Genomic DNA, 15721 nt, shown 5'->3' on the forward strand with positions numbered 1-15721 from the left:
ATCTCGACCGTCGAGGGGAATCCGTAGTTATTGGCCGCTGGGGTCACAACCATAGGTTGATGCCGGACACAGAACGGCCGTACGACGTCGTCGTATGGGGAGCAACCGGTGTCGCAGGTGGCCTGTTGGCCGACTATCTCGCTTCCCAGTACACACCGGACGAACTCTCAATCGCGCTGGGCGGACGGGACCCAGACAGACTCGAGGATATCAATGCGACACTAACCGGCCGCTATGACGCCTGGAGTGATCTGCCGGTCGTCGTTGGCGACGCCACGGAAACCGATACTCTCCGCGATATCGCCTGCCAGACGACCGTCGTCTGCACGACGGTTGGGCCATACACTACTTACGGGACACCGCTGGTCGAGGCATGTATCGACGCCGGAACCGACTACTGTGATCTGACCGGCGAGGTGAACTGGGTCCGCGAGGTCGTCGACCGATACCATGACATGGCTGTCGAGAGCAACACACGGATCGTCCACAGTTGTGGCTTCGACTCCGTGCCTGCCGATCTCGGCACGACACTCGTCCAGTCGTACGCGGCCGAAACCTACGGTACGCCCTGCGATGTCGTTCAGATCTACCTTGAGGACGGCAAGGGAAGTGTCAGCGGCGGAACGCTGGCCAGTTTTGCTGAGTTGTTCGAGGCGGCTTCGAACGATCCCATCGCCCGGCACACGCTGGCGAATCCCTACTCCCTGGCTCCACCAGGCGAACGTAACGGCGTCGACTTGGGCGAGCAAACCAGCCCGCAGCGCGACCGACTGGGCCCGGGATGGACGGCGCCGTCGCCGATGGCTCCGGTCAACGAGCGAATCGTCCGGCGGAGCAACGCCTTGCTAAACTACCCCTGGGGACAGGAGTTCCGATGTACTGAAGTCGTTCCGACCGGTTCGGGCCCCGGCGGCGCGGCCAAGGCCACCCTCATCGCCGCTAGCCTTGCCGGGTTCAAGACCGCAATGGGTGTCGACATACTACGGAACGGCATCCGGGAGTACGTCTTCCCGGACCCCGGCGAGGGACCGACACGAACGGCAGCTATGGATGGCAAATTCACTGTTCGCGTTCGCGGGCGTGGGACTGGAACGGACGGCCAGTTCGCTGTTGAAGCCGTCGTAGGTGCCGACATGGACCCCGGCTACGGTGCCACTGCACGTATGCTCGGCGAATCCGGTGTGGCCCTTCTCAGAGACGACACAGATTCTTCGCTTGACGGCGGTGTTCTCACGCCCGCATCGGCCATCGGTGAGCCCCTAGCCGACAGGCTCCGTGCCGTCGGGTTTACCGCCAGCGTGGACGACATCACCGCCGACGGCTTCGACCAGGGCGGGTAGCCATTGGTTTCAATCTATGACTAGGGCAGCCCCAGAGCGACGCGAATCGCCGATAAGTCGTTACGGATGCCTGTCGAGGCTCGGCGTGTGCCGGCATAGTTGCCGCCGTGGCCCCTGATTACCTTCGTATCGACGGAGAAACACGGTACATACTAACCGTACCGTGAATTTATTTTCTCCGAGCCGTGTTTTGTGCTATCCCAATTGGCCGGTCGGGACTCCCTCGCATCCATTCGGATGACTAAATAAAACTATGCAAAACGACAATTCTGCTGAGGCTAACAACAGCAGGAGAGAAATAGAAGTGAAGCTAATCGTTGGTAGCGACACCGTTTCCTTGTGGTGGGATAACAGCCATGTAGCTGAGTTTGAGCGAGAGTGGTATGAAGAAACTAAGTCAGACGGGGAAGGCGGAGACAGGATGGTGGAGACTATCGTCTCGCAGGCCGTTGATGAGCATACTGACATAGACAGCGGGGATATTAATTGGGCCCGGTGAGCGGGTTCTACTCACTGTCCGTAGGTTGAGGTTGGTCTGCTGAACCCACCTCTCACCCTCTGGTATCTGTATCTTTCACGGCGGTTCTGATGGAATTCTGATAAGTAGTCGCTGGTCACGGTAAGCGTGTTACCCGTACTAATCGTTAGATAGGTTGGTCGAGAATGTGGTGATAATCACGACCAACTCCCGAGACAACAAGAGATCAGGGGGCTGCAGTGGCCCCGTCTCCGGGGTCGTGAGCAAGCGGTGAGACGACGAGATCGTCATAAGGGAACACTGGCTTCTTTGCCCGCCCGACTGTCTCGAAGCGGATAACGCCAAGCGCTTCCAGTGTGGTCAATTCTTCGTGGACGTTCTTTTTGTCACGGCCGACAAGTCGTGCTGTCTCGCGAATGCTCTCTGGTTCTTCGTCTCTGATTACGCGCAAGAGTGTGTACGTCCGTTCGTTGAACACGTCGGTCAGCTGGCTCTCGTTCGGGAACTGAACAGTAGCCGGCCGGTCAAGGTATTCTCCCTCTTTGAGTGTCTGAATAGCTTCGAGGCCTTCTTCGTACGGGTTGGTCTCGTTGTCGACCGTGACCACGAGCACATTTTGTTCAGTCATGGGTATCACCGTTGTCGTTGGATGGACCGAAGCGTGGCTTCGGGATCTCGTCCCAGAACCGTTCGTAGAGTTCCTCGATGCCAGGGAACTTGATGAACGCCGGTTCCGGGTCGGGAGCGACATGCACTTCATGGCCTTTCGTGTCCTCGTGTGAGTTATCGTAGCGACGGATCGTTCCGTCGTCGAGCGTCTCGGAACCGGCGGTCAACGCTCCGTAGTGAAGCGTGTACCGCCACCCCGACGGATAGGCGTCGTCGTCCGTCCGTCGAATCGACACACGAACGACAGTCCCATCCTCGTACACTGTGGCGTTGTCATATCCATCGAGGTCGTCGGCCGTTGGTTCCATCCGGTACCATGTTGGTTTCGTAGCCAACGATAAAGGAGTGTTGGTTCCTCAAACAACGCACTGGAGACTACGCTGTACCCACGACGGCGAGACACGCCGGGGAGCCATTTGTACTGAGTGCGGCTGGTGATTCAGCGTCTTCCCAGTGGAGTGACGACGGCAAGTAGTCGAACACACCTCCTTTCGAGTGTTCCACAGTTCACACGAAATAGTTACCTTTATTTGCCATTTCTGTAGACCGAGGATTGGGGAATTGCTGTAGTCCCCACCTGGAACACCGCTCTACAACATTGGAAGGAACGTGGCAACATTGGCGGTGTCCGCCGGAGGGTGTTCGCCCGAAGCCACTCACTTTCCCCACCCCGGCGATCGTCTGTATTGAGTACGGCCGGTGGCTCACTGTAGTACTCTCGGGTATATCTATGCATACTAATACTAACTAGGAATCGGGCGATACAGCGCGGAACAAACCTTTGACTCACACCGTCCTTTCGCAGTCCGATGGTTCGCTGTAGTGGCACGCTCACGGACTGGCCGTTCATTAATATAACTAAGCTCATATGCTGAAGGTTGTCGGCCGCTTCGACACCACTGATCAGAGCGATCTTGTCGGCGTCTACAACGTCCTGATTGGTTAGGAAACGTGTGATCTTTGAGGACAGCGCTGCTGCGGTCACCGCCTTCAACGATGGTGAGTGGCTTTCGCTGCTAAAACACAATTTGGCCGATATCTAGCGCACCCGAGAGTTGGCCGACCTCGCTAGCCGAGTCATCCCGAAACCAGATTTCTCAATGAAGAATCTCGCGCCACCCCAACCCTGACTCATAGGAGTCAGACACGTAGCAGACCGCTATCTGACAGGGAATTAAATCACACACTGGAGACAAAGCTGGTGGGTACCCTTCGATCTGCAGAAAGGCTTCAAGCCTCATTCTATCCTTTCCAGCGGCACTCCTATTTTTTAACCTGGTCGTCATCGACGCGATTAGAAAATGTACTTTTATCAGACAGTCCCCAGCACCGCTGCCCCTACTTATCAATCATCTCGAAGACAGCCTCAGGGGAGTTCATCAACGTGTGGAGCGTATATGATCCGCGACCACGCCCACCACCGGTTTTATTTGATTCGGTGATTTCGAGGAATGACAACTCTCGAAGGAGATCACGAACCCGGTCTAACCCGAGTGGGTCGCTCGCTTCGGATTCGCAGATGGTCTCGTAAGCCTCGTACACCTCAGTCGTGCGGAATTCCTCACGATTGCCGTCCTTGGTATCGAGGTTCGTCAGTGCCAGCAGGATGTACTTTGAGTGGGGTGGTAATCCCGACAGAAGTTCACGTAAGCGGTCGGCCTCAGCGCGTTTTTGTGCTCGGTCGACATGATCTTCACAAACTTTCTCGACATCTTCTTTGGTCGCAACATCGCCAGCGTTGCGTAGAATTCGAATTGCCCGTCGTGCATCCCCGTGTTCGCGAGCGGCTAGTGCGGCGGTCTTCGGGATGACAGCAGATTCCAGCGCTCCATCACGGAAAGCATCAGTTCGGGCTTCCAGAATTGCCTGTAGTTGGGTGCCGTCATAGGGTGAGAAGACGAGCTCATCGTCGCCAAGCGAAGACTTCACTCGTTCATTGAGGGATTTGCGGTAGTTGATCTTATTTGAGATCGCCACGACGCCAACATGGGTTTGGATTTTCCCACTTTCGCACGGGTGAGTTGCATTAGGACTCCGCCCTCACTATCTTCGTTGTTGATGAGTTGGTCAATCTCGTCAAGAATGATAGAGATACGAGCGCATACCCCCGCCTTTCCGTGAGTGACGAGCGTTCCGACGCTTAGTCGGAACCGAGGAGCGAACAGGCGGGGGTTGAGCGGACAGCAGAGTGTGACAGTCCATCGCCCTATTGCACTGCCGGATTTCCTACCGTTTCACTTCCACTCCGGATGGCTGAGGTATATGTCGATGACAGTCGAAAGGTGTAGTACGACGACGATGGGTACACTCACGAAAACACTGGAACTGAAGCTTGTGGACCCGAACGTCCACAAGCGGCAGAAGCTTCGTGAGACACAGGACGCTTACCAGCAGGCACTTCAAGCCGCTTTCGCCGCTGGCTGTGACACACAGTCAGCGGCCAACGACTTGGTTGTTGAGTACGACCTGAGCGGCTACGCCAAAAACGCCCTCAAGAAGTACGTCCCACAACTCTGTGGGAACAGCTACGACGCTACCGAGCTTCACGACGACCATCCAGTGCGGTTCACAAACGAGGGCCTGCAACTCGACCATCAGCCACAGAATGCTATCGAGTGGTACGTCAAAGTCCCGCACCACGAAGATTACCACCTCTGGATTCCAGCACGCGCTAATCCCGAACAGCGGGAGTGGCTTGAAGCGTTAGACGCAGACGACGCCGAGATGGGTGAAAGTCGGCTGTTCGAGCGGGACGGAACGTGGTATCTCCACATCACCGTTACCCGCGACGTGGAGGACCAATCTGAAGCATCTGCCGACGAGCGGACGCCGATAGGTGTGGACATCGGAGAAGCGAGTCTTGTCACGGTGTGTCACCGCGACGGCTCTGGTTCTCCGGTTCGCCCCCGACTGTGGGCCGACGACGGCAAGGCCGTCCGTCGGCTCCGCAAAACCTACTTCACCGCCAAGAGACGGCTTCAGAAGCGCGGCAGTGAGCGAATCACAGAGTCTTACGCTGATGCACTGTGGGACCAGATTAACGACGTTTTCCACCGTGTGACCCGCGAGGTCGTGGAATACGCCGAGTCTGTCGAGAACCCAGTGTTGGTGCTGGAAGACTTGACGTACATCCGCGAGAACATGGACTACGGCGAGTACATGAACCGCCGGTTGCACGGATGGGGCTTTGCCAAGCTCCACGCACAGATTCGCTACAAAGCCGCCGAGAAGGGGGTTCCCGTCGAGACGGTGAATCCCCGGAACACGTCGAAGGCGTGCCACGCCTGTGGAGAACACGGCTACCGACCACGACAGGCGACGTTCAGATGCTCAAACGGCGGCTGTTGGGTCGGCGAGTATCAAGCCGACGTGAACGGGGCGATAAACATTGCAGACCGCTACCGTAGTGGAGAGAGTCACCGCCGAAGCGACCGGAGTTCCCGGCAGAAGGCCGGTGACGATGACTCGGCTACGGATGGGGCCTCTTTGACCGGGTCACAAGACAGCCACGCTGATGCTGAACCCCAGCAGACGACGCGTGGAACGTATGCGTCTTGAAACCAACAGGCCGCTACACTCGGCCTGAAATCCCGTGGTGGGATTCCTCCGCGTTCACGCGGAGGAGGAGGTCAATCCAGTATGAAGCTAGTACGATATTGACCTCTCGCCAATCTGGAGTCTGGACCGACCGATTATAGTGCTTTTACCTGACCCTGTCGGACGGAGTGTTCTCCGATCTGTTGAGCCTCCAAATTCCATCCTTCTAGCGAGACTCCTACTTTCAGGCTGGTTGTGATTAGCGCGATAATCACGACCAGTTTCTCGGAGAGAGGTACCACGCTAATTAGCGAGAGAAGCATGAGCGGAAGTCGAATACGCAGATACGGAGGCAATGGACAGTTCTCACAGAGTGGTTTCAAAAACGGTGGGATGAACCAGCTGCTCGCTAGGTCTGCGAACTGACCGCAAGTCTACCCACCAACCAGCAATGATGATCTGAGCGGCGTGCAAGATAGAGGGCGCGAATATTACAACTAAAGACATATATCAATAGCAACTAATCAAAGAATATAATCAGCACCAGTTGAATGAATACTTATGGCACGAACAACGTTCTTTAGCTTCCATTACGATAACGATATCTGGAGAGCTAGTCAGGTCCGGAATTCAGATGTCGTTGATCAGAGTATTGAGGAATCTGGATTTATTGATGGCGCAAGTTGGGAATCGATAAAACGTGAAGGGGACGATGCAGTTCGAGATTGGATTAATAGGCAAATGAAAGGTTGTTCCGTGACAGTTGTTTTAATCGGCAGTGACACATATGATAGGAAATGGATAAATCACGAGATTGAAAAGAGTTATGAAGAAGGTATGGGACTAGTCGGTGTTAGAATTCATAGAATTCGAGATAAAGATGGCAATCGGGATCAACGTGGTAAAAATCCGTTGTCAAAATATAAAGACACAAACACAGGTGAATATCTGTCGTCTATATTTAATACGTATGATTGGGTAGGAGACAACGGACGCGATAATTTAGGGGATTGGGTGGAGGTAGCGGCTCAAATTGCCGACCGGTAATGGGCGACGACGATACTCATACAAAAGATCTGGAATTCATTCAAGATATAATAACTCGATTATCTGAGAATTCATTTAAAATCAAGGGATGGTCAATATCTCTTATTGTGGTAGTCTTGCTTTTTCGGACTAGAGATTTGCACCTCTTAGTTGCGTTTATACCTCTTTTCGGGTTCTGGATATTGGACGCATACTATCTCAAACTTGAGCGAAGATACCGTTCTATGTACGAGGATGCAAGGACAGGAAATCAAGATAGGGAGCAGTTCGAGATGGACTCATCTGCGTATAGTGTAGACCCAATTCCAAATTTGATGTTCTCAAAGTCATTAGTTCTATTTCATGGTACAATTTCCATTCTATTATTAATATATTCGACTTTAGTTTTCTTATTGTGGTTATCTTCTAAAATTCAGGGTATGTCTTTTTAGCCAGCTCACTTAATAACCTCCTTTGAGAGGGTGTCATAGAACAGTTAACACACCAAAGAGCAGGGTGAATGCTGAGGTGGTATGGACTCAGCGACCCTGCAAAATGATCCTTCGGTCGAGTCGTTCTTCAATGTCGTGGAGACAGAGACGCTTGCGTTGTTCGAGCACCTCTCCTTCGAGTTTCTCGAAGAGTTCGACGTGTTCGCCCCGACGAGACGGGGCGAACACGAGAGCACGAGCCTCCAGAAATGATGCGTGGCTTCCTCCACTGCTATTACAAAGACATCTACGGGATTCGTCCTGTTGCAAGAGAGCTGCACAACACGGTTGTCTGGCTTGGCTGTGGCTTTGATTCACCGCCATCCAGAGATGCGGTTGATCGCTTTCTCACCGACCTCGAACACGTCGTCGACGACGTATTCGACCGGTTCGTCGAGCAGGCCGCCCGCCGCGGCCTGCTCGACTTGACCTACTGTATCGATTCAACCGACGTGAGGGCGATGCCCGCCGATCAAGACGCGTCGAAATGCTATGATCCAACCGACGACGAGTACTACTACGGCTACGGCTGCACGATCGTCTCGACCGGACAAAAGATCCCGATTGCGGCGGAGTTCACAGAGAGTAAGCAAGCGCCAGAAGAGACGGCGATGCGCGTCACACGTGACGCGCTCGCCGTCGCCACACCGATCTGGATGGTTGGTGACAGCGCCTACGACACACTCGACTGGCACGACCACCTGCTGGCTGCAGGGGTCGTGCCAGTCGCCCCGTACAACGCGCGAAACACCGACGACCCGAAAGACATCGAGTACAGGGTCGAAGACCGTATCGAACAACACGGCGAGGACGTTCAGCTGAAGCAGTCCACGTTGGATGAGACGTACAACCGACGTACGGGAGTCGAACGAACTAACGACTCAGTGAAGGACTGCGGCCTCGGGCGAACGCACGCCCGAGGCCGCGTTCACGCACGAGCACAAGTGTTCCTCGCTCTGTGCCTTCGTCTCGTCGTCGCAATCACCAACTACGAACGCGGAGACAATCCGGGAAGCACGATCATCACGGTGTGAGAAGAGTTCTATGACACCCTCTCCTTTGATTTAAAAGCTTTAACAACACCGAGTATCGAGTGGGGGAACAAATAATGACTTCTAGATGAAACGCTCATTCAATGGTTGATTGTGAGTTTTGTGAGATCGTGGCTGGCGAAGCACCGAGAAGTGTTGTTTATGAGAATGACTGTACCTTGGCTATAATGACTCTTCGGCCGATGAACAGAGGTCACACCCTTATAATACCAAAAAAACATGCAGCCTCACTGTCAGAGATGGAATACAAAATTGGAGGAGAGCTGTTCAAGACGGGGATGAAGATCTCTGAGGCTCTCAGAGCTTCAGAGATAGAGAGTGAAGGAATCAACTTTTGGCTAGCAGACGGGGAAGCAGCAGGCCAGGAAGTGTTTCACGTACATCTTCATGTGTTGCCAAGGTCAGAAACAGACGAAATTCGTTTGGCAGGTCCGCGATTGGACTTGAATCGTTCAGAGATGGACTCTGACGCGGAAATCATCAAAGAACAGCTAAATAGACACAGACTATAATTTCACTTCTAGCCAGAACGCAAGTTCACCGACCGGCTGGTTCATCAGAACCGGGGGAGTCAACGATTGATGATAACATCCTCTAAACCTAGAATGGATTCCCTAATAACTGAACATTCTCCCTGTTTTCACTTTCACTGTGGTGGCGGAATTTTGATACTGGTAGGTACTTAACTAAGCTACAAGTTTAAGATATGGTTCGGCGAGTATTCTTCAGCTTTCACTACGAGAGAGACAAGTGGCGAGTCAACCCGGTTAGAAATGCGTGGGTGACACAGGGGAGGGACGCAGCTGGTTTCAAAGATGCTGCAGACTGGGAGGAAGTGAAAAAGCAAAGCGAGGAAGAAATCAAGTCCTGGATAGCCGACCAGCTACACGGTACCTCAGTAACGGCGGTTCTGATCGGTAATGAAACTGCGGGCCGGAAATACGTTAACTACGAGATTAAGGAGAGCGTCAATCAAGGTAACGGGATAGTTGGCATCAAGATTCACCGGTTGAAAGACAAAAACGAGGGTCAGGATTTCCAAGGTCCCAACCCGTTGAAAGATTTCGTCATCGAAACCAAAGATGGGGTAAAGAGACTCTCCAAGGTATTTGAGACGTACGAATGGAAGAGAGATGATGGCTGGGATAATATAGGAGACTGGGTTGAAGAGGCCAAACAGCAGGCTGACCAGCTCACTGAGAACGAAAAGAGTTCGGTCAGAGAGGTGACTATCGGAGAGAAGTTTTTCGAAGGTCTTCAATCTGCAGGTAAAATCGGAGGAATTGTTGGGGGAGGCTATCTACTATACAAATTGCTACAGAACGCTAATAGCGACTCTACTCCTGTTCAGAACCAGAATGGGCCTGAACTACCGAACAACTCTCAGCAAAACACAGGTGACATTAACGTAGATTCTCTCAGAAAGAATTTAGATAACTCTGGAATTAACCTAATCAATCAGGACGACGATGACAACGATGGGTTGATTTAAGACTGCTAAAGAACAATGTTCTCCGATTCAATCATTACTAGATATAGAGTTTACAGCGGCTTGAGGATAAGTCGATAATACTCATCAAGTAACTTCCATATGTCCGAGACCTACACTGCGAACGTGAACTTTGTCGACCAGGAGATCACCGATGAAGAGTACGAAGAGGCCATCTCCGAGCTGGAATTAGTGGACGGCGCCGAAGTAGAGGAGCGAAAGCAGAATGTCGCGATGGTGGCCAACTCCGAAGCTGGGGCCTCACTCGCGCTGATGGCAGGGACGCTCGCCGTCACCGGCATCGACACGCTGGTCAACATCTACAAGCTCGCCCGGTCTAACCCCGCGTTCTACCATCTATGGATTACGGACGAGGACGGCAACAAGATCGAGCCGTGGGACGATGAACGGATGGAGTTCTACGATATCAGCGGCGACGACGAGCGAGTCCTCGCCAAAGTAGACGGAGACGAGAACGATGTGGAGATTAACATCGACGGGCCCGTGTACCTTGTCAATTCGTCCGAAGTGAGCATGTTCGACGACGCAGAGGAGGACTGAACCAATGTCCCACGTCCAGCACGGCCAAGACCCCCATCCCGCATCGGCAGCAGGTATCATCTTCGGGTTCGTTGAGGGCATCGCGCTCGCCCTGATCAACTGGTACGTCACCATCTTGTTCTCGATGCTTGCTGACATCCAGCAGCAACTAAACCCCGAAACTGTCGTATTCGATCTCGGCTTCGTCTTCAGCGCGTGGGGTATCACATACTTCTTCATCGCCTATATCGCACCCATCCTCGCCGCCTATGTCTGGGCCGACAAGGCTGGTCTCGCCGTCTACACGGTCGGCTGGGTCGGCACCTCGCTATTCCTCGGCGGTGCGTTCACGATCGGGATGGTTCTCCTCGTCATCGCCATCCTGCTCGTACTCGTCGTCGACGTCATCAAGAACTCCGGCAACCGCAGGCGGCGCGGCGGTCACCGCCGTCCGCCGATGTAACCCGGCTTCACTGCGCTAGCGCGGTGCAGCGGCCCGTCTACCAGACTTCCAAGAACTCCTCGACGACTTCCTCTTCCCCGTCGTCCAGCCCGTACACGTCGCCGAGGATCAGCTCGTCCAGCTCGTCCTGCAGGCGCTCGAAGTCCTCACGGAGCGACTCGATGCGGGCGAGATCGTCGGCGTGGTGGTTCATCAGCTCGATCACGTCGTTACGAGGCGGCACATTCATGTTGATCACCTCGGAGCGCGTCAACCGCTTGTCCTGCGCGGTCAACACCTCGTACACGAAGTCGCGCACGCGCTCGTCGGCGAACTCCATCTCGTGGTTCCGCTTCATCACCACCTGATACACCTTGTCGGTGGTCTGCACGTCCATCTTCACGTCCTTCCGAATCGGGCCCTGCCGGTAGTCGTCGCCATCGAGGTTGACGGATTGCGCAAGGTCAAGAACCGTCCACGAGCGGTCGTACTCGGCGGCGTAGTTGCGAACGTCCTCCGTCTTGTACTCCAAGTCCGTGATCTCCTCACGTGTCTCCTTGATGTCGTCCGCCAAGTCCTCAACCGCGTCCTCGGGCGCGTTCTCGGGGAGAACGATGGGGTGTGGCTCCAAGTACCGCTTGTTGTACGAGTAGTACTTCCCGCCGAAGATCGGCGCGATGTGCTTGTGGTAGTACTCCAGCACCGAGGAGTTGAGCAGGGCGACGAAGTAGAGGTGATCCTCAGACCGGGGCGCGTACTCCTCCATCAGATCGACGCCGTACCCGCCCGCGTTCCCGCCACCGATGAAGTAGTACTCGCCCTCGGTGTCGACGGCGAACCGGTTGTAGTCGCTCATGATGTTGAGCATAATCTTGTCCGGCTCCATCTTGGCGAGGTTCTGACTCCGACCGAACGCCCACCACTGCTCGACGTCCTCCCACTTGCCGCCCTCGCGGCCCTTCAGCTCGTCCTCGTGGTTCTCGAAGAAGTCCCACAGGTGCGGGTACTCGTCCTCCAACGTGACCTGCGGCAACAGGTTCGCGTCGCCGTCTCTGACTTCGTACGGCCAGATCAACCAGAGACCTTCCCAGTCGGCGCCCCAGTGGTCAATCTCGCTTCCCTTCAGCAGACGGCGCAGACGTGACTTCTCCACGGGCTCCGGCTCGTCACCGCCCTCGCGGACGAACTGCACCACGCCGTCCTCATCGGCGTCGCCGACGATCTCGCCGACGAAGACCTTGTTCCATCCCGTGATGAGGCCCTGAAACACGGAGTCGGTGATCTCTCCGAGTCGGAAGTCTCCGTTCTCGATGATCTTGTCGTACACCTCGCGCTCGTCCGCTGGCATCAACGGCCAGCTCGACAGGTGGCCGTTCCGATTGTCGGCGTCCAGCCGGTCGCGTGGATAGGTGAACAAGTCGTACTCGTCCACTCCCTCCGGCGTCTCCCACCCGTCGCTGTGGAAGATTTCGTCGAGGATGTTGTCCCGGGGCTCGGCGAACCGAGCGCATCGAACGGCGTCATCATTCCAAACGCTCTCCCGGTTGACCGCGACGATGCACGGATAGGGCGTGGCGGCGTCGAATACCTCCACGTCCTTGAAGTCCACAACCACGTCCAGCGGCTCCTCGGCGATCCGTTCCCGAATGTCCTCCGCGTACTCGTTCGAGAGCAAGCGGTTCGGGCAGATGTACGAGAGCCGGCCGTCATCCTTCAACCACTCCAACCCCCGCTCGACGAAGGGCACGTAGATGTCGAACGACTTGCTGTCGACGGACGCGTACCGCTCCGCGTACTCGTCCTTCGGCCCGTTGATGTTCTGCGTGCGCACGTACGGCGGGTTTGCCACCACGACGTCGAACTCCACCTCGTCCTTGATGCGGTCAACCTCGTTCCGGTCGTCAAGGAACGACTGCGCCCGCCCGTTGTAGTTGGCGAACTGCTGAATCTGGGACTGTTGACTCTCGCTCTCCATACTCCCTTCCTGCTTCTCCAACAGCGTCGGCGTCAGCGTGTCGGCGACGTGAATCTGGAACCCGTCCATCGTGTACGACGGGTCTTGCTCCGTCACCTTGTCGTACAAGTCGATGGTGCGGAACAGCAGGTTGATCTGGGTGATGTGGACGGCAAACGGGTTGATGTCGATGCCGTAGATGTTCTCTTCCACCCGCTCCAAGATCGTCCGCGCTTCCTCCGCGTCGAGCCGATGGACGCTCGTCTTCCCGAACTTCTGCTGGTAGTGCTGTATCAGACGCTCGCACGCCTCGGTCAGGAAGCCACCACTCCCACACGCCGGGTCAAGGATCTTCTCCCGACCGATCCCTTCCTCCGGTCGGTACCCGGACTCGTCCAACATGTACCGGATCACCTCGATGGGAGTGTAGTACTCGCCGAGTTCCTTCCGTTCCTCTTGCGGCAGGTAGTCCTCGTAGACGTGCCCGAGGATGTCCCGGTTGACGTACTCGAAGTCGAACCGGTTCAGGCGCTTGAAGACCTCCCCGAGCCGGTAGTCCAAATCGTCCTCGAGATCCTCCTGCCGGCTCTCCTCGTCCGAGTTGAACCCTTGGCGCTTGTCGCGGCTCACCCACCACCAGTCGAAGATGCCCAGCTCGTACAAGTCACCGTAGTGATCGTCGATGCGATCGTATGTGTCCATCAACGCATCAAGATACGGACGGTCGTCACCGCGCTCTACGGCTTCCGCCATCCCGCGTCCCGAAAGACGCGTCTGGCCGACGATCTCCTTGTCCTCGGCGATTCGAGCGAACATTGCCCGGTTCATCAGGATGTACGCAGTCTCCCGGCAGAACGTCTTCTTTGCGTCGTCGCTCTTTCCCGTGTACTCCCGCCAGTCCTTCCAGTCCGGGAACGTCGTCTCGAGGAACTCGCGTGGGTACGAGTCCTCCGGTCGCTCCTTGTAGTCGTCGAAGAACCGACTCATAGCGCTCGACAGCTCGTCCAGCGATTTCTTCACCGCGTCGAGGAACAGCTCGTACCCCTCATCGTCTGTCCCGGGCTGGTGCTGCACCGGAACTTCGCGCGCCCGCCGTCGGAAGTACTCCGCGTCGCCAACGTTCGTGAACCGATCTTGACGAAGGTACTCGAACTCCTCCAGCGCCTCGCGCTGTTCGGCCGATAGCCCGCTCGGCTCAACACCCACTACCTCGTCAAGCATGAACTCATCAATCGACCGGATGGTCCGCTCGTCCGGGACGTACTCGTACAGGCGGAACTCGTGGCCGTTCGTCAGGATGCCGAACTCCGCACTCCCGACACCAACCATGTATGTCTCCAACTGCTCGACATCGGCCAGCTGGATGTCATGAGACGGTCGTTTCGTCTCGCACACTATAACAGGGAACGGCGGGTCATCGTCGTCGAAACAAAGGACGTCCTTCCTGTCGTCCTCGAAGTTGACGTGGCCGTCGCCTTCGGTGCGTGACCAGCCGAGTGCGTCAGTGAAGAGGTGGTCAACCAGACTGTACCGGAAGTCGAACTCGCTCCCCTCCTCGCGAATCTCGTTGTGAACCTGTGTGAGGGCAGAGTGAAGGCTAGAAACGAATTCGTTAGGCATTATCAACCCCTTTCATACTGTTCTATATTAAATGCGGCTAAGAGACAGAAGAAATCATACAGCCCTCTGACAAGTCCTACAAACCTGCAACCGTGTACGCAGCTACCTCGCGGAGGACGACCTGACGCCCAAAATGAAAAGGAAGTGCTTTCTACGGTCCCGCGAAAAAGTGCGTGGTTTATATATTCAGCCCCCGCCGCAAAAAGTATGTCTAAAATCGGGATCTATGCCCGTGTCTCAACAACAGACCAAGACCCACAACGACAGCTTGACGAACTGCGTGCATTCGCTCAAGACACATACGATGGCCCAGAGATTCACGAGTATGCAGATATCATCAGCGGGACCGAGACTGATCGCGGAGACGAGTACCAACGACTCCGCGGAGATATCGAAGCCGGACATCTTGACACTATCGTCGTCCACGAACTCTCGCGACTGTCTCGACTCGGTGCCGGTGAAATCCATGAATTCCTCGAATTCTGTCTCAGTCACGAAACTGGCATTCAGGACTTAGAGGTTGGCCTCGAAATCAGTCTTGACGATGATCTTGTCGATAGAGCGGTGAGCCAGCTCATTGCCGGAGTGATGGGTGACCTCGCGCGTGTCGAGCACAAACAGAAGCTCCGGCGGATTCAATCCGGTATCGACGCTGCGAAAGACGCTGGCCGATGGACTGGGCGGCCTCCAGCTGGGTTCGATGTCGAAGACGGCTATCTCCGGGTCAACGCCGACGAGTTCCTGACCGTTCGACGAGCGCTTGAGCGCGTCGAGCAAGGCTACACCTATGCCGAAGCCGCTGATGGAACCCCAGTGGCTGAGTCAACGCTCCGGTCCCTCCACAACGACCGGCGTGATCTCTACTTCTATGGTGAGGCTACCGATGACCGGCTTCAAGCCGCTGTACAACAACTAAAGCCGCTTGAGGAACCTGACATCCCCAGTGAGACAACCATTCCAGAGCAAGAGATCCGCACTATCGTTCGCGACGAGATTCGTCGCCACCAGCAATAGGCATCAGACCGATAGCAAACAGTCCCACGCATCCGCTAGTTTAACCACTGTATAGTGTCGTGTTTACGT

General features: G+C 55.3%; 13 protein-coding genes and 1 pseudogene. 10 read left to right on the forward strand and 4 right to left on the reverse strand.

Annotated features, from left to right (window positions below):
* Nucleotides 1-59: 59 nt before the first annotated feature.
* Nucleotides 60-1340 carry a trans-acting enoyl reductase family protein gene (locus G9C82_RS19610; RefSeq protein ID WP_004965119.1) on the forward strand — a complete coding sequence of 427 codons (1281 nt, stop codon included), beginning with the start codon at nucleotides 60-62 and terminating at the stop codon, nucleotides 1338-1340.
* Nucleotides 1341-1593: 253 nt separating this feature from the next.
* Nucleotides 1594-1839, forward strand: coding sequence for a hypothetical protein (locus tag G9C82_RS19615; RefSeq protein ID WP_127015108.1), 246 nt, complete (start codon nucleotides 1594-1596; stop codon nucleotides 1837-1839).
* A 205-nt stretch (nucleotides 1840-2044) separates the two neighbouring features.
* Here G9C82_RS19615 and G9C82_RS19620 read toward each other — a convergent pair whose 3' ends face one another.
* From G9C82_RS19620 to G9C82_RS19635, 3 genes are all read right to left on the reverse strand, one after another.
* A complete protein-coding gene (locus G9C82_RS19620) occupies nucleotides 2045-2446 on the reverse strand; it encodes a hypothetical protein (protein ID WP_004965126.1) in 402 nt (133 codons plus the stop codon).
* Nucleotides 2439-2795, reverse strand: a complete 357-nt coding sequence (locus G9C82_RS19625; protein WP_127015109.1) for a DUF6516 family protein — start codon at nucleotides 2793-2795, stop codon at nucleotides 2439-2441. Before G9C82_RS19625 ends, G9C82_RS19620 begins: the two co-directional genes overlap by 8 nt.
* Before the next feature lie 1030 nt (nucleotides 2796-3825).
* Entirely contained in the window at nucleotides 3826-4464 is a 639-nt protein-coding gene (locus G9C82_RS19635) for an orc1/cdc6 family replication initiation protein (RefSeq protein ID WP_241244161.1), read from the reverse strand.
* Between the two features lie 321 nt (nucleotides 4465-4785).
* Here G9C82_RS19635 and G9C82_RS19640 point away from each other — a divergent pair, with 321 nt between their 5' ends.
* The 7 genes and pseudogenes from G9C82_RS19640 (at nucleotide 4786) to G9C82_RS19675 (ending at nucleotide 11085) form a co-directional block, all read left to right on the forward strand.
* Nucleotides 4786-6045, forward strand: a complete 1260-nt coding sequence (locus G9C82_RS19640) for an RNA-guided endonuclease TnpB family protein (RefSeq protein ID WP_127015166.1) — start codon at nucleotides 4786-4788, stop codon at nucleotides 6043-6045.
* Nucleotides 6046-6585: 540 nt separating this feature from the next.
* Nucleotides 6586-7071, forward strand: a complete 486-nt coding sequence (locus G9C82_RS19645; RefSeq protein WP_127015111.1) for a TIR domain-containing protein — start codon at nucleotides 6586-6588, stop codon at nucleotides 7069-7071.
* A 512-nt stretch (nucleotides 7072-7583) separates the two neighbouring features.
* Nucleotides 7584-8575, forward strand: a pseudogene (locus G9C82_RS19655) (transposase).
* A 101-nt stretch (nucleotides 8576-8676) separates the two neighbouring features.
* On the forward strand, nucleotides 8677-9105 hold the full coding sequence (locus G9C82_RS19660; RefSeq protein WP_127015113.1) for an HIT family protein: 429 nt from the start codon (nucleotides 8677-8679) through the stop codon (nucleotides 9103-9105).
* Between the two features lie 194 nt (nucleotides 9106-9299).
* Nucleotides 9300-10085 carry a TIR domain-containing protein gene (locus G9C82_RS19665; RefSeq protein ID WP_127015114.1) on the forward strand — a complete coding sequence of 262 codons (786 nt, stop codon included), beginning with the start codon at nucleotides 9300-9302 and terminating at the stop codon, nucleotides 10083-10085.
* Between the two features lie 99 nt (nucleotides 10086-10184).
* Complete coding sequence (locus tag G9C82_RS19670) at nucleotides 10185-10643, forward strand: hypothetical protein (RefSeq protein WP_127015115.1); 459 nt, start codon at nucleotides 10185-10187, stop codon at nucleotides 10641-10643.
* 4 nt (nucleotides 10644-10647) lie between these two features.
* Nucleotides 10648-11085 (forward strand): hypothetical protein, encoded by a 438-nt coding sequence (locus tag G9C82_RS19675; protein WP_127015116.1) that lies wholly within the window; start codon nucleotides 10648-10650, stop codon nucleotides 11083-11085.
* Between the two features lie 37 nt (nucleotides 11086-11122).
* Here G9C82_RS19675 and G9C82_RS19680 read toward each other — a convergent pair whose 3' ends face one another.
* Nucleotides 11123-14638 (reverse strand): Eco57I restriction-modification methylase domain-containing protein, encoded by a 3516-nt coding sequence (locus G9C82_RS19680; protein ID WP_127015117.1) that lies wholly within the window; start codon nucleotides 14636-14638, stop codon nucleotides 11123-11125.
* Between the two features lie 207 nt (nucleotides 14639-14845).
* Between G9C82_RS19680 and G9C82_RS19685 the strand changes: the two genes are divergently transcribed.
* The gene (locus tag G9C82_RS19685) at nucleotides 14846-15652 is read left to right on the forward strand and encodes a recombinase family protein (RefSeq protein ID WP_127015118.1); all 807 of its coding nucleotides are present in this window, start codon (nucleotides 14846-14848) and stop codon (nucleotides 15650-15652) included.
* The last annotated feature ends 69 nt before the right edge of the window (nucleotides 15653-15721 follow it).

The sequence above is a fragment of the Haloarcula sp. R1-2 genome (genome assembly GCF_011627385.1).
Taxonomy (GTDB): Archaea; Halobacteriota; Halobacteria; order Halobacteriales; family Haloarculaceae; genus Haloarcula; species Haloarcula marismortui.